Below are 21,113 nucleotides of genomic sequence, written 5' to 3'. Positions count from 1 at the left end.
TAAAGTAAATATAAGGCAAATAAGTTTCTAGGAAGAGAGGCTGCTTTCATAAAGGAAAGCGGCCAAACGCCTGTGCGTAAGATTTATCTGTTGCCAGACGGTAATCCTTTCCTAAATTAGCAAACATGAAAACTATGATGAAACGCTATACCCATCACCTGCCCAAGGCCCTGCTGGCGGCCTTGCTCTTGTCTGCCCAGGTAGGGCAGGCCCAAACGCCCAACAACGCGCAGACGCAAGCACCTAAAAACCCGATGGTGGAAGCCATTGTGAAGGAAGCCACCGAGAATTCGCAGCTAGAGCGCCTGGCCTATGAACTTTTGGATAAAATTGGCCCGCGTCTGGTGGGCTCGCCCCAAATGAAGCAGGCCAACGACTGGGCCATTGAGAAGTACAAAGGCTGGGGCATCATGGCCCGCAACGAGAAATGGGGCGAATGGCGTGGCTGGGAAAGAGGCACGTCACAAATAGAGATGGTAGCACCTAGGGTAAAATCCTTAGAGGGCATGCAGCTGGCCTGGAGCCCGGCCACCAAAGGCAAAGGCGTCACCGCCGAACTGATTACCCTGCCGGCAGAAATCACCGACTCCGTTTCTTTCTTACAATGGTTGCCAAATGTGAAAGGCAAACTGGTCATGATCTCTATGTACCAGCCCACTGGTAGACCAGACTATAACTGGCAGGAATTTGCCACCGCAGCCTCTTTTGACAAAATGAAAGCCCAACGCACGGCGCAAACCGAAGCCTGGCGCAACAAACTGGCCAAAACTGGTTATACCACCCGCACCTTGCCCGCGGTGCTGGAGAAAGCCGGCGCCGCAGGTATTGTCATGTCCAACTGGTCAGCGGGGTTTGGCGTGAACAAGATTTTCAATGCCTTTACCAAGAAAATCCCTACGGTAGACATTGCCCTGGAAGACTACGGCATGCTGTACCGCATGGTAGAAGCCGGCGACAAGCCTAAAATCAACATCAAGGTGAATGCGAAGGAATTAGGCGTAGTGCCGGCCTTCAACACCATTGCAGAAATCAAAGGCTCTGAGAAGCCTGATGAGTACGTGATCCTGTCAGCGCACTTTGACTCTTGGGACGGCGGTTCTGGCGCTACAGACAACGGGACTGGTACCATTGTCATGATGGAGGCCATGCGCATCTTAAAGAAACTCTATCCTAACCCTAAGCGCACCATCCTGGTAGGCCACTGGGGCAGTGAGGAGCAGGGCTTGAACGGCTCACGCGCGTTTGTAGAAGATCACCCAGAGATTGTGAAGAACATCCAGGCGGTCTTCAACCAGGACAACGGTACGGGCCGCGTGGTGAACATCTCGGGTCAGGGCTTTCTGCACTCGTATGATTACATTGGCCGCTGGCTGTCTGCGGTACCGGCGTCTATCCGTCAGCCTATTGAAACCAACTTCCCGGGTACGCCGGGCGGGGGCGGGTCAGACCATGCCTCATTTGTAGCGGCGGGCGCCCCGGCATTTTCCCTGAGCTCTTTGAACTGGTCATACGGCACCTACACCTGGCATACCAACCGCGACACCTATGACAAGATTGTGTTTGATGATGTGCGCAGCAATGCCATCTTAACCGCCATCTTAGCCTACATGGCCAGCGAAGATCCAGCCAAAACATCCAGAGAGCGCATTGTCTTGCCGGTAAACCCTAGAACAGGGCAGCCGGGCACTTGGCCTACGCAGAACAAACCCACCCGTAAAGGCGGTTTGGATTAAGTGTAACCAGTAATGGCATTCTGATTAATAGAGCGCTGTTAACCTAATTGAACAAGGGCACCTTCTACGGCAGACCATCTGCACAGAAGGTGCCCTTGTTATTTTTGCCACGGTTATAAATGATTTGTATCTAGCCTAGATAATTTTAATCTATATTGATATTGTTAAATTTTGAAATAGACAATTGTTTAAACCAGTCTAACCTGGGTGGGATTCTTTTAAGGTTGATAACATTGAGTATATGACTTAAAATAGCCTTTAAAAATTGTTTATACGATGCTATTTCATGTTGCTACATTCTTTTTATAGTGCAATTAACTTATATCTATACCTAGTATCTTTGTGCCGGTTTAAGGCCGCTTAAGAATGATACGTAGCGTGACGGGAGTACGGGAGAAGATAAAGCAGACATGGGTACATTTGGTGGGTTCGGCTAAGGAATTCTCCATGGAGCAACGTGTTTACAACACCTTCTGTCTCATCACCATCATAGGCGTGGGGTATAACATTCCGTTCAACATCATCTCTGCGCTGTACGGCCCATTCTTCGTTACTATTTTTTTGCTGGGACTGGTGACCTATGCGTTTTATCTGTCCAGGTTCAAAGGCAGGTACCACCGCAGTTTTTTAATCCTGTCTTTGTCCGTGCATGCGGGTTTGGGCATTAATTACTTTTTCAATGACGGCATTACCGGCCCCACGCTGGTGCTGCTGTCCTTGTTTTTCTTTCCTATTCTGGTGGTGGCTACCAAAGGCCGCTACTGGGTTTGGACCAGCGTCAACGTAGGGCTAATTTTAAGTCTGGCTTTGGTGGAGTACTTGTACCCAGAAGTCATCCTTGGGCGCTACCTCAGCCGGGAGACCCGTTTTATTGACATGGTCACCACCTACCTCATTGTAATTGTGCTCATACGGGTGTGTACCGTCTTCTTGCTCAACCACTACAACAACGCCCGCCTGGCCACCGAACAAGCCAACAAAGCCTTGCTAAAGCTAAACCAGGAGAAGACCAAGCTGTTGTCCATCATATCACATGACCTGCACGCGCCCTTGGCGAACATTCAAGGCTACCTTCAGTTCTTGACCAAGGCCGAAATGCCCCCTGAGCAACGCCTGCAGATTAAAACGCAGCTCCTGCAGAATACCCAGACCACCCTGGACATGCTCACCAACGTACTGGCTTGGTCTAAAAGTCAGATGGACGGGAGCAAGAAGGCCTTGACGTCTATCAACGTCCACCAGGCGCTGTCTTCTACCCTGGAGCTGTTCAAGGACATTGCGCGCCGCAAAGACATTACCTTGACGTATGCGCTAGACCAAGCGGTCCACATCATCGCTGAAGTAGAGTTTCTGCAGTTAATTGTCAGGAACCTGGTCAACAACGCCGTTAAGTTCACCAACTCTGGCGGCACCGTGCAGGTGAGCGCCCAAAAGCAGGACGGCTCTCTGCTCTTAACCGTCACCGACAGCGGCAACGGCCAACCCGCGCTTCTTTCGCCAGACATTTTCTTGCTTAACAGCGGCACCACCTATGGCACCCAACAAGAGAAGGGCGTGGGCTTAGGCTTGGTGCTCTGCCGGGAGTTTGTAGAAGCCCAGAACGGCCGCATCTGGTTTGAAAGCCACCCTGTTTCTGGCGTGAGTTTCTTTGTAGAGGTGCCGTTGGTGCCGGAGGGACTTGTTGCTGCTTCTACCTCCCTTGTGGCAGTTGCTTAGCGTCTGCGTTTTTAGCTTGTTTTCTGGGAATCAGGCTAAAAGCGAGGAAGCCTTGCCTGAGGCGTTTGACATGGCGCCAGCGTCCGCTTGGGTCCGCAAGCAAATTAGTTCTGTTGCTTCCGATTTAGGTTGACTATCTCTCTGCCTGAATCCCAGTTGGTGGGTCTGCTTCTTCTCTGTTCTCAATTCTAGCCTGCCTTGGTTGGCGCCCTCACCAACGATTAAGATTGCCTCTCCAGTTGCTATACTACTTGCCTCTGCTGCGCCGCCGTGGTTGGTCTCTGCTGCTACGCTGCTATGCTGTTCGAGATCTACGCTGTTCGGGATTTCTAATCCCGAACTACTCTGTCGGGGATTTCCAATCCCCTGAGGCATGTGCCTCACCTTGCGTATGCATGGTCTATGCTACCGTCTGTCGCCGTTGTTGTTGTTGTTGTTGTTGTTGTTGTTGCATAGGACCAACTTACGCCGTTGTTGGTGTTCTCACCAACGACCCAAACTGCTTCTCTAGCTATTATAACTTTTGCCAATGCCTTGGTGCACGCATTTGGCAGTTCCCTGAGTAAGACCGCTCTTTCCGGTGCGTACTACCAGTCTTGTTGCATTATGTCTGCTAAGCGCTCAAGGCCGCGGGGCCTCGTCCTGGCCCTTCGCACTGCTGTTGTACTCTGGGCCTTTGGCCCCGCCTTTCAGGCGACGAAACAACAGAGGCGCTCAGAGCCAAGACTGGTTTTGGTCCCAATCCTGTAAGGGCTTGATGGTTGATTGGCTGATGGAAGATAATGGCGGTCTCTGTCGCTGCAGAGTCACGCGTGCTGCGCACGGCTGTAACTATCTCCTTTCCCGTAGCCATGGTTCAAGTCTTTGACTTGGATCCATGACGAGCGCAGTCTGCAACTGCCCGGGCATTGCTACTTTAACACGCATTCCGTCCCCCTTCGGAGGGGGTAGGGGGAGGACAGGAGCGCCTTCAGACTCATGACTCATGACTCAGGACTAAACAAGTTGCGTCTGCGCCATGAGCCTTTCATAACCGCAGACTTCCCCCTTGAGGGTTGCCCAAACGGAAGTTTGAGGCACCGAGCGTAGCTCTAAGGGGGGTGTTTACACCAGCAGATAAAACTAGCAGAAGAAGGCAATGCGCCCAAGACAAGGCAGTGCCTGGTCTCTACCATCATCCAACTCTTAACTCATAACTCTTAACTCTTAACTATACCCCCCGTTTTCAGCCTGAAATCCAGAAAACAGGCCAAAAACGATGGGCTTGCGGGAACTACGTAGGCGGGGTATATAGAATTTTCCTACCTTCCCTTTCTAGACGCAACACACCATGGCTTTAAGCTGGAATGAGATAAAGGACCGCGCCATCAGGTTCTCCAAAGAATGGCAAGACACCGCCCGTGAAGAGGCAGACGCCAAGCCCTTTCTGGTGGAGTTCTTCAACGTGTTTGGCATAAGCAGTAAGCGCGTTTCTACGTTTGAGCACAAGGTCAAGAAGCTGGGCGAACGGGACGGGTTCATTGATCTGCTCTGGAAGGGCGTGCTGCTGGTAGAGATGAAATCTAAGGGCAAGGACCTGGACAAGGCTTACACGCAGGCCAAAGACTATTTTGCCGGACTCAAGGAATATGACCTGCCCAAGTGCATTCTGGTGAGTGACTTTGAGCGCTTCAGGCTGTATGATCTGGAGGACGGCACTCAGCAGGAGTTTCTGTTGCAGGACCTGTATAAGAACGTAAAGCTGTTCGGGTTTTTGCTGGGCTACCAGACCAAGCATTATAAGTCTGAGGACCCCGTCAACATTCTGGCCGCCGAACGCATGGGCAAGCTGCATGACCGCCTGCAGGAGATTGGCTATGAGGGCCACGTGCTGGAGGTGTACCTGGTGCGCATTCTCTTCTGCCTCTTCTCTGAAGACACCAGCATCTTTGACAAGCGCCTTTTCCAGGATTACATTGAGCAGAAAACCAGTGAGGACGGCTCTGACCTGGCCGCGCATTTAAGTCAGCTGTTCTACATCTTAAACACGCCCGTAGACAAGCGCCTCAAGAACATAGACGAGCACCTGAACCAGTTCCCCTACGTGAACGGAAAGCTGTTTGAAGAGCCTTTGCCGCCGGCCGCCTTTGACAGCAAAATGCGCACGCAACTGCTAAACTGCTGTGCCCTGGACTGGAGCAAGATTTCGCCGGCAATTTTTGGTAGTCTGTTCCAGAGCGTCATGAACCCCAAGGAGCGTAGAAACCTGGGCGCGCACTACACTTCAGAGAAGAACATCCTCAAGCTCATAAAGCCGCTGTTTCTGGATGAGCTCTGGCGCGAGTTTGAAAGCGTAAAGACCAATAAGAACCGCCTCCCCGAATTCCATAAGAAGCTGAGCACGCTCAAGTTCCTGGACCCGGCCTGCGGGTGCGGCAACTTCCTCATCATCACCTACCGCGAACTCCGTTTGCTGGAGATTGAGATTTTACGGGCCATGAACAAGTCTGGGCAGATGATTCTGGATGTGCGCGAAATTATCTGGCTGGACGTGGACATGGTCTATGGCATTGAGTACGAAGAGTTTCCGGCGCGCATTGCCGAGGTGGCCATGTGGCTCATTGACCACCAGATGAACATGGCCATCAGTCAGGAGTTCGGGCAGTATTTTGCGCGCCTACCGCTCAAGAAATCTGCCAACATCACCCACGGAAACGCCCTGCAACTAGACTGGGAAACCGTCATCCCCAAAAACCAACTCACCTACATTCTGGGCAACCCGCCGTTTATTGGCAAATCAAACCAAAACGCTGGGCAGAAAGCTGATATGGAGAAAGTTTTTGCGGGCGTGAACGGTGCTGGCGTTTTAGACTATGTAGCCGCCTGGTATTTAAAAGCCGCGCAGTACATGCAAGACACCAAGATTAAAACTGCTTTTGTGTCTACCAATTCTATTGCCCAAGGCGAGCAAGTGGGTATTCTCTGGAACGAGTTATTTAATCGGTACAAGATTAAAATTCATTTCGCGCACCGCACCTTCAACTGGAAGAACGAAGCAAAAGGAAATGCCGCGGTTCATGTGGTGATTATTGGTTTTGCCAACTTCGATGTGAATGAGAAGTTTATTTATGAATATGAAAGTTACAACTCAGAGCCTCATGAATATGTAGCCATGAATATTACCCCCTACTTAACCGAAGGGAAAGATACTATAATCTCAAAACGAGGGAAGCCAATTTGCAATGTGTTTCCAATGCAAGCAGGAAATAAAGCAATAGATGGAGGAAATCTAATTTTTAATGATGAGGAAAAGGAAGATTTTATCCAAAAGGAGCCATTATCTGAAAATTACTTTAGAAGATTTATAGGTTCTGAAGAATTTATAAATGGTAAGTCGAGATGGTGCTTGTGGCTAGTTGATGTAGACCCAATTAAATTAAAGAATTTACCTTATGTTCTAGACCGGGTAAAAAAAGTCAAAGAGCTAAGAGAAAAAAGTCCTGATTCACAGGCTCGTAATTTGGCCAATTTTCCTACTACCTTTCGGGATAAGCATAATCCAGAGCATGCTATAATTATCCCTTTAGTTTCTTCTGAAAATCGAAGATATATTCCAATCGGATTTATAAACAAAGAAACGATTCCAAGCAATCTTTGCTCTTTTATTAAAACTGATTCATTTTTTCATTTTGGAATATTATCATCCAAAATGCATATGGCTTGGGTAAAAAATGTTTGTGGAAGATTAGAAAGTCGCTTCCGTTATTCAAATGACATCGTCTACAACAACTTCCCTTGGCCAGAAAATCCTTCGGAGAAGCAGGTCAAAGCCGTAGAAGTGGCCGCGCAGAAGGTGCTGGACGTACGGGCAGAGTTTACCGGCAGTTCATTGGCAGACTTGTATGACCCGCTCACCATGCCGCCCAAACTGGTCAAGGCGCACCAAGACCTGGACAAGGCCGTAGATTTGTGTTACCGTCCGCAGGCGTTTGTGAGCGAGGCCAAGCGCATGGAGTTCCTGTTTGAGTTGTATGCCCAGTACACCGCCGGTCTGTTTGCCAAAGAGAAACCCAAGAAAACCAGAAAGGCCGCCGTGGTTCCAGAAGCCTAAACAACCGGGGTTCATGCGTTTTCGGCCAGTTTTCCAGAATTCAGCCCGAAAACGGAAAACCACGTCAACCGCTTTCTGCTTCGCGCGTTCTATTCTCAACCAAATCACTGTTATGAAAACCCCTCAATTTTGGCACGTAGGTCTTGCGCTGTTCTTGCTTCTGGCAGGCACCGTCCCTAGCGCCCAGGCCCAGACCACGCCCACCTTCACGCGGCAAGACACGTTGCGCGGCTCCATCACGCCAGAGCGCGCCTGGTGGGACTTGACCCACTATGACTTGTCCATCAAGGTAAGTCTTAAGGACAGCACCCTGCAGGGCCAAAACAAGATCAGCTACAAAGTCTTGCAACCGCACCAAACTATGCAGATAGATTTGCAGGCGCCCATGCGCATTGACCGCGTCACGCAGAACGGCCAGAACCTGGTGGTACGCCAGGACAGCAACGCCTGGTTTATTCAACTGCAACAGCCGCAGGTGGCCGGCGCCCAGCACTGCATAGACGTATATTACAGCGGCAGACCGCAGGTGAGCGTAAACCCGCCCTGGAGCGGCGGCGTCACCTGGAAGCAAGACACGCAGGGAAATCCGTTCATCGCCACCTCGGTGCAGGGCGACGGCGCCAGCCTCTTCTGGCCCAACAAAGACCACATGTATGATGAACCAGACAGCATGATGATACGGGTGAACGTGCCCATGCCGCTGGTAGACGTCTCTAACGGAAGGCTGCGCAAGGTTGAAGAACACGCAGACAGCACCAGAACCTTCCATTGGGCCGTCACCAACCCCATCAACAACTACGGCGTCAACTTTAACATTGGCAATTACGTGTCCTTCTCTGAAGTCTACCCCGGCGAGAAAGGCCCCTTGGATTGCATTTACTACGTCTTGCCAGAGAACCTGGAAAAGGCCAAAGCCCAGTTCAAGGACGTGCCGCGCATGTTGCAGGCCTTTGAGCATTGGTTTGGGCCGTATCCGTTTTATGAAGACAGTTACAAGCTGGTAGAAGTGCCGTATCTGGGCATGGAGCACCAGAGTTCGGTGACGTACGGCAACCAATACCAGAACGGCTACCTGGGTCGTGACTTAAGCGGAACCGGCTGGGGACTCAAGTTTGACTTCATCATCATCCATGAGAGCGGGCATGAGTGGTTCGCCAACAACATCACCTATAAAGACATAGCTGATATGTGGGTGCACGAGGCCTTCACGTCTTACTCAGAGAACCTGTTTTTAGACTACCATTACGGCAAAGAAGCCAGCAGCGCCTACATTATTGGCGTCCGGAAAGGCATCAGAAACGACCGTCCCATTGTAGGCAAATATGATGTCAACTACGCCGGCTCCGGTGACATGTACCCCAAAGGCGCCAATATGCTCCACATGATCAGGCAGTTGGTGGGCAATGACATGAAATGGCGCCTGATTCTGCGCGGCCTCAACCAGGACTTCTACCACCAGACCGTGACCGGCGCCCAGATTGAGAACTACCTGGCCCAGAAAAGCGGCCATAACTTAAAAGGCTTCTTTGACCAGTACCTACGTGACACCCGCATCCCCGTGCTGGAATACAAGCTCAACGGCAAGACCCTGGAATATCGCTGGACCAACTGCCTGGACACCTTCTCTATGCCCGTCAAAGTGCTAGTAAGTGGCAAAACCAAATGGCTCAAACCCGTGGCCGGCACCTGGAAGAAAGCCACCGTCTCCCGCAACGCCGCCGAACTAACCGTTGACCCCAACTTCTACGTGACCAGCAAACGGGTGGAATAGTTTTGAGTCCTGAGTCTTGAGTTTTGAGTACTGGGTTATGGATCTTATGAACAGCCTACTATTACGTTTTTGGCTTATTTTCTGAAAAACGGGCCAAAAACGCAATGACCCAAGTCCCTTCTCCCTGAGGGAGAAGGTTAGGATGAGGGGGTAGGCATTGCTGAGTAAGTAGAGACCAAGCGCTGCCTTGTCTTTGGCATGCAACATCGAGATTTTACCACCTCCAACTTCTCCTAAAACAGGAGGGGAGCCTTTTTTGTAGAGACAACGGCACTGCCTTGTCTTGGGCCCATTGCCTCTTTCTGTCAGTTTTATCTGCTGGTGTAAACACCCCCCTTAGAGCTACGCTCGGTGCCTCAAACTCCCGTTTGGGCAACCCTCAAGGGGGTAGTCTGCGGTTGGAGCCGTCCTTGGCGCAGAAGATACTTGTTTAGTCCTGAGTTCTGAGTCCTGAGTCTGAAGGAGTACTTGTCCTCCCCCTACCCCCTCCGGAGGGGGACGCAATGCGTGGTAAAGTAGCAATGTGCATCACTAGGCAGAAGGCCAACGGCAGTTGAAAACTGCCTGCATCATGGGTCCAAGTCCAAGACTTGAACCATGCCCACGGGACAGCAGATAGTTACAGCCGTGCGCCAGCACGAATGACTCTGCAGCGACAGGGACGGACTTTACCTCCAACCAACAGGCTTAAGCAGCATTGGAACCAGAACCAGTCTTGGTCCTGAGCGCCTCTGTTGTTTCGTCGCCTGAAAGGCGGGGCCAAAGGCCCAGAGTACAACAGCAGTGCGAAGGGCCAGGACGAGGCCCCGCGGCCGTGAGCGCTTAGCGGAGACCATGCAACAAAGCTGTGAGTTCGCACCGGAACAAACGGTATTACCGAGGGAACAGCCAAAGCAAGTGCACCAAGTCTTTTCCAGAGAGTAATGGCAACTGGAGAAGCAGTTCGGGTAGTTGGTGAGAACACCAACAACGGCGGTCCTGATGGGAATGCTTTAACAATCAGCAATTGACAATCAGCCATCTATCAAAACGGCGTTTTCCGCCTGTTTCCCAGAAAACACGCCAAAAACGAGAATCCAACACAATCCTTATCTTTGACCTTCATCCAAACCCATCCCGCCATGGTCACCATTTACCACAACAACAGATGCAGTAAAAGCCGCGAGACGTTGGACTTGCTCCAGAACGCGGGACAAGACGTTGAAGTAGTGTCTTACCTGACTAATCCGCCCACGGCGCAAGAGTTAAAAGACGTATTGGCCAAACTGCAACTAGCCCCCGAAGACATCATCAGGAAAGGAGAGATGCTTTACAAAGAGCAGTACGCCGGCAAACACCTCACGCAGGACGAATGGATTCAAGTACTGGTAGAAAACCCCATCTTACTGGAGCGCCCCATTGTGGTGAACGGAGACAAAGCCGTGATTGGCCGTCCGCCCCAGAATGTGCTGACCATCCTGTAGGGCAGGAGGTACAGATGAAAAGAAAGGTACTGGCGGCAGGGATGCTAAGCGCGATAGGACTATGTGGGAGGCTCTGGTTGGGCGTGTACCACCATGACGAGTTCATAGACAGTTATTTGTTCATTAAACATCGGCCCACGTTTAAATGGACATTCTATTCCCCCAGAGGGCAGAGTGACCTCTATCTGGAAGAACTTAGCGCAGCAGAACAGCAGGAAGAACGGCATTTTGAAGAGTTTGTACGTGCCCATGGTATGAGCAGATAGAGGAAATAAGTAAGGACGGGTCTAGCGTTTAATAAGTAGGCTAGCCGAGCAAATAGCGTTCTAGTAGTACTCCCTTTAGAAAAGCATATAACTGAGCGGAGATTTAAGGGTGTTCATCTGGCAAAGGAGACTGTTCGCCTAATAAATAATAGGCAAGTGCTATATACGTGCATCTTTGCAGCAGATACACCAACAAACTATCTTCTGCTTTATGAATAGCCTTGCTCTTGCCCTTGTTTTGACCCTTTCTATAGCTACTTCTTCTATGGCGGGCACGCTGCCTACGGCGGTATCTAGCGCGTCTGCCGGTACTTTGGCCCGCGAGCTGGCCAACACCTTGCAGTTGAACGAGTTGCAGTACCTAAAACTAAAAGGGTTTGAAACCAAGAAGCTAGAGGCCATCAAAGCCGCTGAAACCGCGTTGACTGGTCAGGAACTGGTAGCCCAGCTAACGACCATTGAGTCTGCCTTCTCTGCCTCTGTCTTAGAAATATTGACGCCCAACCAGCAGAAGGCCTTTATAGGCATGAAGACCCTGGTGGATGTTGCACAAACCAGCCCGGCCAAATAAGAAACAGCTACCCAACAGTCCATAAAAAAAGGAAAGGCTCTCTTGGTAAAGAGAGCCTTTCCTTTTTTTGAATTAACAACTGCAAAAGGTATGACGCTTTTGCCCTTCATCGCAATCCCGAGTCCCAAAGTCACGCTCACTATAAGAACGTAACAGACCCAGAAGAAATCCCCGCTCTACCGGACAGGCCAAGCCTTGGGATCTGCCAGAGGAATTGTCTTACAGAGAATCAATCCAGGATTTAACTTCGTGTTTTCCCTTGCCTATCTTCTGCTGTAGTTTCCCGATCCATTCGTCTTCCTGACCTTCGTCATAAGTTAGATCGTCATCAGACAAGTCCCCGTACGCTTGCTTCATTTTGCCCTTGATTTCGTTCCAGTTACCGCGGGCTCTATATTCATGTTCGTGCATGGCTTCTCTATTTATAAGGTTACATATAGATATGTAATAATATACGCAGGCGCGGTTATAGAAGTTGAGGACAGCGGGCAGAACTACCCTCTTATTTTTGCGAGGTTTCTACATGTTCTTACTTGCCATTCAGCGCATGGTACTAAACCGAAAACAGAAGGTGTTCGCCTACTGGAAGTTACGCATTTGTTTTAAGAATTCGCGCAGTTGCAGGGGTTCTTGTAAAACTCTCAGCTCCAGGTCCAGTTGGCTTAACTCGTCCTTTAACTCTTTCTTCACCTTCCTGAATTTGAGGTCCATCTGCCGCTCTGTGCCAGCAAACCGCTGAAAGAAATTGGCCTGCGTTCCCGTCTGGAAATGCTGTAACTCACGCTCCAGGTCCTGGATCTGGTCGGTGAGCAGTTTCAGGTAGTAGGTGAGCTGGTCTTCGGGTACCTGGTCCAGGTGTTCTTCCTCCAGGTGCAGGAATTCCATCTGCAGCCTGAGCAACTCAAAAAAGTCGTCCTGGTTATAGGCAATGGTGATGCGCTTCATGGCCTCTTCCTTCCAGATTCTGGCCTCGGGGTCCAGTTCTTTGTCGGGGTGGAGGAGTTTGACCAGCGTGGTATAGATCTTACGGCTGGCCTTGGTGAGCGAACTCAGCTCCAGCTTTAGCTCAGAGGCCTTTTCTTTCTGCTTCTTGGCTTTCTGACGGGCTTTTTGCTGGGCTTCGCGGTGCTGTTGCTGTTGGGCCTCCCAGGCCTCATAATCTTCTATGTCGGGCGCAGGTTCTTCTTCTGGGATCTCTGGTACTTGTTCTTCCTGCGGGTCTGGGGCGAATGTGTTGGGGGCATACTGCGCATACAGGTCTTTCAGATCCTCGGCGCCGTAGGTGTCAATCAGGTCATAGGCCAGTTTCTGGATCAGGAAGGCTATTTTTTCTTTCTCCTGCTTCTGGAAGAACTCCAGATGATAGGCCCGATCCAGGAGATGCACGAAGGCGCGGCGTTTCTCAACCAGTTGCGTAATGAGCGGCTGTACTTCTTTCTGCACCCGCACCCTGGCCTGCGACAAGGCCGCCCGCTGACTGGCCAACTGCTCTTTTAAGAAGTTGATTCTGGCCACGTACTGGTTGAACTCTTGTTGCTTGGCCGTGCCGCCGCTGGTGCGCAAACCCGTCACCGAGGGTAAGTGTTCTGGGGCAGAGGCTTTGCGTTTGGCCATGGGGGAAGAGCGTTGGGTGGTTGCTAGGTTTACTGAGATGCAAAGGTACTGGTTTGTAAGGTTCGTTTTTAGGCTGTTTTCTAGAAAGGAGGCTGAAAACGGTTTTGATTGATGGCTGATTGTCAATTGCTGAAGCATTATCATCAGGACTGGTGTTGTTGGTGTTAGCACCAGCAACTCAATCTGCTTCGTCCCCTTTTGAAGTCGAAGATCCCGGACTTGTTCCGGGAGGGGGTAGGGGGATGACGTACGAGTTCTGAATCCTGAGTCCTAAGATAATTCGATTCATCGCCATTTAACAGCCCGCCGTTGTTGGTGTTCTCACCAACGACTAAGATTGCCGTCCAAGCCTCTGCCTCCTAACTCTTAATTCTAAACTTTCAACTCTTAACTTTTCTATTGGCGTTTGTTACTTTTCTCCTTGATGAGAAAAGTAACCAAAAGAATCAAGAAGAAAAGAAACTCGCTGCCGCTCAGACAGTCTTTTCTTCATTCTCTCTGCACCTGGCTGGTGTGATTCGTTTCATAGTGGGCTTACGCCTTTGCTGGTTGATAGGCCACTGCCCGGTCCCTGCCCATGCTCCGGGCGCACAGCCAGGGCTGCCCTGCGCAAGGTCGGTCGGCGGGCGGACTGCTGGTGGAGACGTGGCAATGCCTGTATGCGCTGGCGCGGTATTGTAGGGACAACGGCACCGCCTTGTCTCTAACGCATTGCTTGGCTCATTCCATTTTTAACCTATTTCCCAGAAAACAGGCTGAAAATGGAAGCGCCTTGCTCAACTACCAAGTTGAGCAAGGCGCTTCCATTACATAATATAAATTGTTTATGCTGCTTTTTTTGGCAGTTTTTGCAAGGTCTCTAACAAGAAGCCCCAGAATTTCTGGACAGAGCTAATCTGCACTTTCTCGTCTGGTGAGTGGGCGCCCGTGATGTTCGGTCCGAAGGAGATCATCTCCATGTCTGGGTAGTTGGTGCCCAGGATGCCGCACTCCAAGCCAGCGTGGCAGGCATTCACGTGCGGGGCGCTTTTGAACAACTCTTGGTACAGGCCGCTCATCAGTTTCACGATGGTTGCGTCTGGCTTAGGCGTCCAGCCCGGGTAGGCGCCTTTAAAGGTTACGTTGGCGCCGGCCAGTTCAAAGGTAGACTTGATGGCATCGGCTAGGTCTAATTTTTCAGAGTCTACCGAACTACGGGTAAGGCACTGCAAGGAGTATTCGCCGTCTTTTACCAGCACGCGGGCCAGGTTGTTGGACGTTTGCACCAAGCCTTCAATAGCCGGGCTCATGCGGTAAATGCCGTTCGGGCAGGCGTACAAAACGCGCAACAGTAGGCTCTGGAACTCCTGTGAAATAGCCAGAGATGGCAGGTCAATGTGTTCGCCTTTCACCTCTAAGTGAGCGTCGGTGATAGCATATTCGGCTTTCAGGATGTCAGCCTGCGTTTGAATGAATTGCTCAAACGCCTCAGCTTTCTCTTCGGGTACGGCCACCTCCGCGAAGGATTCTCTTGGGATGGCGTTGCGCAGGCTACCACCGTCAATGCTGTACACGCGCACGTTGAACTTATCAGCAGCTTGGTACAAAAGGCGGTTCATGAGCTTGTTGGCGTTGCCGCGGCCCAGGTGAATGTCCATGCCCGAGTGGCCGCCGGTCAAACCGGTAATGCTCAATTTAAAACCCGTGAAGTCAAACGGAATGCTTTCTGAGTGGTAGTTGCCCGTGGCTGTTACGTCAATACCACCCGCACAGCCAATGGTCAGTTCCTGGTCGTTTTCGGTGTCTAGGTTCAAGAGAATGGAGCCGTCCAGCAAACCGCCTTTCAAGCCCATGGCACCGGTCATGCCGGTTTCCTCGTCAATGGTGAACAAAGCCTCTAAAGCGGGGTGCGCAACGTCTGTGGAGGAGAGTAAAGCCATGATGGTGGCTACGCCAATGCCGTTGTCGGCGCCCAAGGTGGTGCCTTTGGCTTTTACCCAGTCACCGTCCACTTCCATCTGTATGCCTTGGGTATTGAAATCGAACTCCGTGTCGGCGTTTTTCTGGTGCACCATGTCCAGGTGGCTTTGCAATACCAGGGTTGGGCGGTCTTCCATGCCGGCGGTGGCAGGCTTCTTGATGATGACGTTGCCCACTTCATCCGTGATGGTTTCCAGGCCCAGGCTCTTCCCGAACTCCTGCATGAACTGGATCACGCGCTCTTCTTTTTTAGAGGGTCTTGGAACGGCGTTCAAGGCCGAAAAATGTTGCCACAGGGCTTTTGGTTCTAAAGATTCTATCTGACTGCTCATACTGTTTCTTTTGGTTAGCCCTGCCGCCCAGAGACAAATTCTTCTGGAAGAAGGGATTCTGTTTCGGGGGTAAAGGTAGTAAACGGTTCTGACTCCAAAAGGCAATTTACTCTAGATGGAGTCCTCGTTTTTGGCCTTTTTTCTGGAAATAAGGCCAAAAACGGCCGGCTCATATAGACAAGTCCGCAGCTTTTAACCAAAACCCTCATGAGAATTAGAGGTAAAACCAAGAGGGATTTTATAGCAAGGCCTCCAACTAATTGTAATTACTCACTCACTCACTCACTCACTCAATAATACTATGTCTAAGAAAAATAAAGCCGCTTATTATGAATGCTATGGAGATGCCGGCCAGATAAAAATAGGAGAGCTTAACCAGCAGGCCGTCCTGGAGGGCGAGGTCTTGGTGCGCATAAAAGCCGCCGGCGTCAACCCCGTAGACGCTGCCGTGCGCGAAGGTTGGCTCAAGGATTTTCTGCCTCTGAACTTTCCGGTGATACCGGGTTGGGACATGGCGGGCGTGGTAGAAGAATGTGGTTTTAGTGCCCGCCGCTTCAAGCCCGGCGACGAAGTGTACGCCTATGCCCGAAGACCCACCGTACAACACGGTACCTTTGCCGAATACATCGTCCTGCCCGAAAGTTACCTGGCGCTTAAGCCTAAGAACCTGAGGTTTGAGGAAGCCGCCGGTATTCCATTGGTGGGTTTGACAGCGTACCAGTCTCTGTTTGATGCAGGCCATCTACAAGCTGGGCAGACGGTCTTGATTCTGGGCGCCTCAGGCGGCGTGGGTAGTCTGGGCATCCAGTTGGCCAAAGACAAAGGCGCCACCGTCATTGGTGTGGCCAGCCAGAAAAACCACAAATTCATGCAAGACCTGGGCGCCGACCATACCCTTGATTACAAAGACAACCAAGTGGGCCAGGCCGTGAAAGCGATCTGCCCAGAAGGCGTGGACCTGATTTTTGACGCGGCCAGCGGCGAAACCCTCACCCAAAGTCTGGAAGCGCTCAAGCCCAGGGGAAAGCTAGTCTCCATTTTAAACCAAGGCCAGGACCTGGACAAGAGCCTCAACTTCCAGTACGTGTTTGTGGAGCCCAACTCCACTCAATTGGAGCATTTGTGCCAGCTAGCCGAAGCAGGGGAACTCAAGGTCCATGTGAGCGGTACTTACACCTTGGACCAAGCCGCCGAGGCCATGCGCCAGATAGAAACCCATCATACCACCGGTAAGATTGTGATTGTGCCTTAGCTGAAATCAAACGCAGAGAATGCGCTTACTTAGAGTAAACTACAGACGGATTCGTTTTTGGCCTCTTTCCTAGAAATCAGGCTAAAAACGAATCCTTTTTTTAGCGGCATCCTTCTATCTTTAGGCGGGACTTTTCCTGCATCATATTTTCCCCGCCATGAGAAAACTCTTCTTCCTCGCTTTCTTGTTCTTGCAGTTCTCAGCCTTTGCCCAGAAGCCGCCTTTTGACTTGGTGCGCTGGGTGAATCCTATGATTGGTACCGCTAAAATGGGCCATACCTACCCCGGCGCCACGGCCCCGTTTGGTATGGTCCAACTGTCACCAGACACAGATACCATACCCTATGAGATGGGCGGCAAGTACAACAAGGACGTGTACAAATACTGCGCCGGCTACCAGTATGATGACCCTACCATTGTGGGCTTCAGCCACACGCACTTTTCTGGGACTGGCCACTCAGACTTAGGCGATTTCCTGATCATGCCCACCACCGGCAAACTGCAATTGAATCCCGGCACGGAGGCTAAACCAGGGAGCGGTTTTCGGTCCAAGTTCTCGCATAACAATGAGCGCGCAGAGGCGGCCTATTACAGCGTTAAGCTGGACGACCACAACATTCAGGCAGAGCTCACGGCCACCAACCGCGTGGGCATGCACCAATACACCTTCCCGAAGTCAGACGAGGCGCACATCATCCTGGATTTGATGCACGGCATTTACAACTATGAGGATAAGAACACCTGGACCTTTTTGCGAATTGAAAATGATACTTTGATTACCGGTTACCGCATGACCAACGGCTGGGCCAGAACGCGCACCGTGTATTTTGCCATGTCTTTCTCCAAGCCCTTCACCAGCTACGGCAACAAAGACTACAGCAAAGCGCAGGTGTACAAAGGCTTCTGGCGCAAGTTTGACCAGACCAAGAACTTCCCGGAGATGGCGGGCAAACAGTTGCGCGCTTACTTCGATTTCAAGACAGAGGAAGGAGAGAAGCTGAAAATCAAATTCGCGCTGTCGCCGGTGAGTACGGCAGGGGCTTTGGCGAACATGCGTGCTGAGATTCCGCATTGGGATTTTGACCGCGTGAAGAATGAAAGCCAAGCGCTATGGAATAGGGAGCTTGGGAAAGTGCGCGCCGTGTTGCCAACCAAGGACGACTACATCAACTTCTACACTGCGCTGTACCACACCTTTCTGGGGCCAACCACCTACATGGACGTAGACAACCAGTACCGCGGCCTGGACCAGAACAACCACGTAGCCAACGGCTTCACCAACTATACTACCTTCTCGCTTTGGGATACGTATCGCGCCCTGCATCCGTGGTTTAACATTGTTCAGCCCAAACGCAACGCCGATATGGTTAGCTCCATGCTGGCACACTATGACCAGAGCGTACACAACATGTTGCCGGTTTGGTCGCACCACGCCAATGAAAACTGGTGCATGATTGGCTACCACAGTGTGTCGGTGATTGCAGATGCTATTATGAAAGGCACGTACACTGGCGATGCCAACCGCGCCCTGGACGCCTGCGCGGCCACGGCCCGCCAAGGCTATTATGACGGCCTGCAATACTACATGCAACTAGGCTACGTGCCCGAAGACAAGAATGGCTCCTCGGTGTCCAAGACGCTGGAATATGCCTATGACGATTGGTGCATTGCCCAGGTAGCTCAAAAACTAGGCCGTCAAGAGGTGTACCAGGAGTTCAGCAAGCGCGCCCAGAACTGGAAGAACGTGTATGACACCCGCATTGGGTACATGCGTCCTAAGCTGAGCGATGGCACCTTCAAGAAGGAGTTTGATGTCTTGAGCACCCACAACCAGGGCTTTATTGAAGGCAACGCTTGGAACTATAGTTTGTATGTGCCGCATGCGCCCGCCGAGATGATTCAAGTAATGGGCGGAAACAAGAAATTTGTACCGCACTTGGATTCGCTCTTCACCATGCACCTTCCAGATGAGTTTTTTGCCGACACCGAGGATATTACCCGCGAAGGCATCATTGGCAACTACGTGCACGGCAACGAACCTGCCCACCACGTAGCCTACCTCTACAACTGGACCGACCAGCCCTGGAAAACCCAGGAACGCGTGCGCATGATCCTCAAGAAACAGTACCAAGCCACCGTAGACGGCCTGGGCGGAAACGATGACTGCGGCCAGATGAGTGCCTGGTACTTGTTCAGCTCCCTCGGGTTCTACCCCGTAGCCCCCGGCTCTACGCAATATGCGTTAGGAAGCCCCTCCGTGAAAGAAGCCACCATAGCCTTGGAGAATGGAAAAACCTTCACTATTGAAGCCAAAAACCAAAGCGACAAAAACGTCTTCGTGCAGAAAGTAGAGTTGAATGGCAAGGCCCTTACGCAACCCTTCCTGAATCACGCTGACTTGGCCAATGGCGGCAAACTCACCTTTTACATGAGCAGTAAGGCAAAGAAGTAGTCTTGGTTAGCTAAAGGCGATAGTCTATAATTTTCAACTCTAGTAAAGTCCCTTGTCAAGTTCAATTGGCAAGGGACTTTGTTTTGGCGTGTTGTGCGGGAATAAGGTTAAACCTCACCCCAGCCCCTCTCCAATAGAGAGGGGAGCTTTTTCATCTGATGGTATAGACACCCCCTTAGAGCTACGCTCGGTGCCTCAAACTCTCGTTTGGGCAACCCTCAAGGGGGGAATCTGCGAATGGTTAAAGTTTTGGAAAGCAGAGGTGTCTTAGAAGGTCACAAGAAGATAAATCCCAGAACATGGAAGCGATTGGTAACAGTCCTTGCCAAACGCAACCAATCCAGTCTTTCCGGCGAGCCGCCTAAGCAGGTTGCCGCCTCTGTCCTGACAGCGGTCACGACAAGGCTATACTGGTTAAACCGGCAAGGTGGTGACCATACAAAGGAGGCAAACTGGTACAGCGCGAGGCGGGAAGACGGGGCCCCGCGGCCGCGAGCGCTTGGCGGTAAAAATGAAACAACGCGGCATAAGGGCACCGGAAGGAAGAACCTTCTCAGGAATAACCAACTGCGTGCACAAAAGCAGTAGCAGTGGGTAGAAGCTGAAAGCCCCCGAAAAGGACATTGTTTTTAATCTGATTTCCAGAAAATAAGCCAAAAACGAGAAGCGTTACAATTTATAAGGGTGGTAATACATTCCATCCGCCTAATCGTGTCGGCTTCTTTTAAAATGCCGAAATTTGTAGCATGAAAAGAGTTGTCCTCCTATTTCTAGTAGTGTTCAGTTTCACCGTCAATGCCCAGGTGTTAAGAAAGCGAACCGTCAAGTTAATGGGGAGTCGGTTTGACATTACCATCGTGGCGAAGGATTCTCTGACGGCAGAAAAAAGCATTGACGCGGTGATAGGAGAGGTGACCCGCATTGAATACCTCATCTCAGACTGGAAGGAAGAAACGCAGATTTCAGAGGTGAACCGCATGGCCGGCATTGCGCCCGTCAAAGTAGACCCAGAAGTTTTCGCCTTAGCCCAACGTGCTTTGTGCCTGTCTAAATTAACCAAAGGCGGCTTTGACATCAGCTTTGCCGCCATGGACCGCATCTGGAAGTTTGACGGCTCCATGGAAGAAATGCCCACACCCGAGGCCGTGAAGAAATCTGTAGAGAAGGTAGGCTACAAAAACATTGTGTTAGACAAGAAAAACTCCACCATTTTCCTGAAAAAGAAGGGCATGAAGATTGGCTTCGGGGCGCTGGGCGAAGGCTACGCCACTGACCGTTGCCGCGACTTAATGCTGGCCCGTGACATACCAGCAGGCATTGTGAACGGCTCAGGAGATATGAGCACCTGGGGCAAGCAACCAGATGGTACCGACTGGATAATTGGCATCACCAATCCCGTCCAGAAAGACAGTCTGTTTGCCGTGGTCCCGCTGAAGCAAAGCGCTGTAGTGACGTCTGGGAGCTATGAAAAGTTTGTAGAGTTTGACGGAAAGCGCTATTCCCACATCATCAATCCTGCCACCGGCTATCCGTCTACCGGCCTGACCAGCGTGACGGTCTTCGGACCCAGCGCTGAGATGGCCAACGGCTTCAGTACCTCCATCATGGTGCTGGGGCAAAAGAAAGGCCTGAAGCTCTTGAAAAAATACCCGCAATACAGTTGCATCATGATTACGGATGGCGGAAAAGTCATTTCCTCGCCTAATTTGGACATGAGTCAGTTTAGCCCAGAGCAGTAATTACCTCTTTTATATGGCGCGAGTCTTATGACTCGTGTCTATGGATGCTTGGAGTCTCCAGACTCCAAGCAATTACTCCTAGTCAGCCATAGTCATGGCGCTAGTTCTACTATCTATAAAGAGCCATGGCGCAAGCGTCCGCTTGTGTCCGCACG

General features: G+C 51.1%; 14 protein-coding genes. 11 read left to right on the top strand and 3 right to left on the bottom strand.

Going from position 1 to position 21,113, the window contains the following annotated elements:
- Positions 1–134: 134 nt before the first annotated feature.
- From ABD880_RS07280 to ABD880_RS07250, 7 genes are all read left to right on the top strand, one after another.
- Entirely contained in the window at positions 135–1,733 is a 1,599-nt protein-coding gene (locus tag ABD880_RS07280) for a M20/M25/M40 family metallo-hydrolase (protein ID WP_345164177.1), read from the top strand.
- A gap of 366 nt (positions 1,734–2,099) precedes the next feature.
- The gene (locus ABD880_RS07275) at positions 2,100–3,449 is read left to right on the top strand and encodes a sensor histidine kinase (RefSeq protein WP_345164175.1); all 1,350 of its coding nucleotides are present in this window, start codon (positions 2,100–2,102) and stop codon (positions 3,447–3,449) included.
- Between the two features lie 1,330 nt (positions 3,450–4,779).
- Complete coding sequence (locus ABD880_RS07270) at positions 4,780–7,539, top strand: DNA methyltransferase (RefSeq protein ID WP_345164173.1); 2,760 nt, start codon at positions 4,780–4,782, stop codon at positions 7,537–7,539.
- 112 nt (positions 7,540–7,651) lie between these two features.
- A complete protein-coding gene (locus ABD880_RS07265; RefSeq protein ID WP_345164171.1) occupies positions 7,652–9,310 on the top strand; it encodes a M1 family metallopeptidase in 1,659 nt (552 codons plus the stop codon).
- A gap of 1,094 nt (positions 9,311–10,404) precedes the next feature.
- Positions 10,405–10,773 carry an arsenate reductase (glutaredoxin) gene (arsC, locus tag ABD880_RS07260; protein WP_345164169.1) on the top strand — a complete coding sequence of 123 codons (369 nt, stop codon included), beginning with the start codon at positions 10,405–10,407 and terminating at the stop codon, positions 10,771–10,773.
- A gap of 14 nt (positions 10,774–10,787) precedes the next feature.
- Positions 10,788–11,039 carry a hypothetical protein gene (locus ABD880_RS07255; RefSeq protein ID WP_345164167.1) on the top strand — a complete coding sequence of 84 codons (252 nt, stop codon included), beginning with the start codon at positions 10,788–10,790 and terminating at the stop codon, positions 11,037–11,039.
- A gap of 211 nt (positions 11,040–11,250) precedes the next feature.
- Positions 11,251–11,610 carry a hypothetical protein gene (locus ABD880_RS07250; protein WP_345164165.1) on the top strand — a complete coding sequence of 120 codons (360 nt, stop codon included), beginning with the start codon at positions 11,251–11,253 and terminating at the stop codon, positions 11,608–11,610.
- A gap of 219 nt (positions 11,611–11,829) precedes the next feature.
- Here the strand turns inward: ABD880_RS07250 and ABD880_RS07245 are convergent, their stop codons facing one another.
- Together ABD880_RS07245 and ABD880_RS07240 are read right to left on the bottom strand one after the other, a co-directional pair.
- Positions 11,830–12,021, bottom strand: coding sequence for a CsbD family protein (locus tag ABD880_RS07245; protein WP_066509709.1), 192 nt, complete (start codon positions 12,019–12,021; stop codon positions 11,830–11,832).
- Between the two features lie 168 nt (positions 12,022–12,189).
- Positions 12,190–13,224, bottom strand: coding sequence for a J domain-containing protein (locus ABD880_RS07240; RefSeq protein ID WP_345164160.1), 1,035 nt, complete (start codon positions 13,222–13,224; stop codon positions 12,190–12,192).
- A 577-nt stretch (positions 13,225–13,801) separates the two neighbouring features.
- On the opposite strand from ABD880_RS07240, the gene ABD880_RS07235 reads away from it, so the two are divergent.
- Complete coding sequence (locus ABD880_RS07235; RefSeq protein WP_345164158.1) at positions 13,802–14,038, top strand: hypothetical protein; 237 nt, start codon at positions 13,802–13,804, stop codon at positions 14,036–14,038.
- Between the two features lie 10 nt (positions 14,039–14,048).
- Here the strand turns inward: ABD880_RS07235 and ABD880_RS07230 are convergent, their stop codons facing one another.
- Positions 14,049–15,515 (bottom strand): aminoacyl-histidine dipeptidase, encoded by a 1,467-nt coding sequence (locus ABD880_RS07230; RefSeq protein ID WP_345164156.1) that lies wholly within the window; start codon positions 15,513–15,515, stop codon positions 14,049–14,051.
- A gap of 301 nt (positions 15,516–15,816) precedes the next feature.
- On the opposite strand from ABD880_RS07230, the gene ABD880_RS07225 reads away from it, so the two are divergent.
- From ABD880_RS07225 to ABD880_RS07215, 3 genes are all read left to right on the top strand, one after another.
- The gene (locus ABD880_RS07225) at positions 15,817–16,767 is read left to right on the top strand and encodes an NADP-dependent oxidoreductase (RefSeq protein WP_345164154.1); all 951 of its coding nucleotides are present in this window, start codon (positions 15,817–15,819) and stop codon (positions 16,765–16,767) included.
- Positions 16,768–16,924: 157 nt separating this feature from the next.
- Entirely contained in the window at positions 16,925–19,219 is a 2,295-nt protein-coding gene (locus ABD880_RS07220; protein ID WP_345164152.1) for a GH92 family glycosyl hydrolase, read from the top strand.
- A gap of 746 nt (positions 19,220–19,965) precedes the next feature.
- Complete coding sequence (locus tag ABD880_RS07215; protein WP_345164149.1) at positions 19,966–20,958, top strand: FAD:protein FMN transferase; 993 nt, start codon at positions 19,966–19,968, stop codon at positions 20,956–20,958.
- Positions 20,959–21,113 lie beyond the last annotated feature (155 nt).

The organism is Nibribacter koreensis (genome assembly GCF_039541795.1).
In the GTDB taxonomy this organism is placed as follows: Bacteria; Bacteroidota; Bacteroidia; order Cytophagales; family Hymenobacteraceae; genus Nibribacter; species Nibribacter koreensis.
The sequence above is the reverse complement of the archived record's forward strand: the minus strand, read 5'-3'. Positions and strand labels throughout refer to the sequence as shown.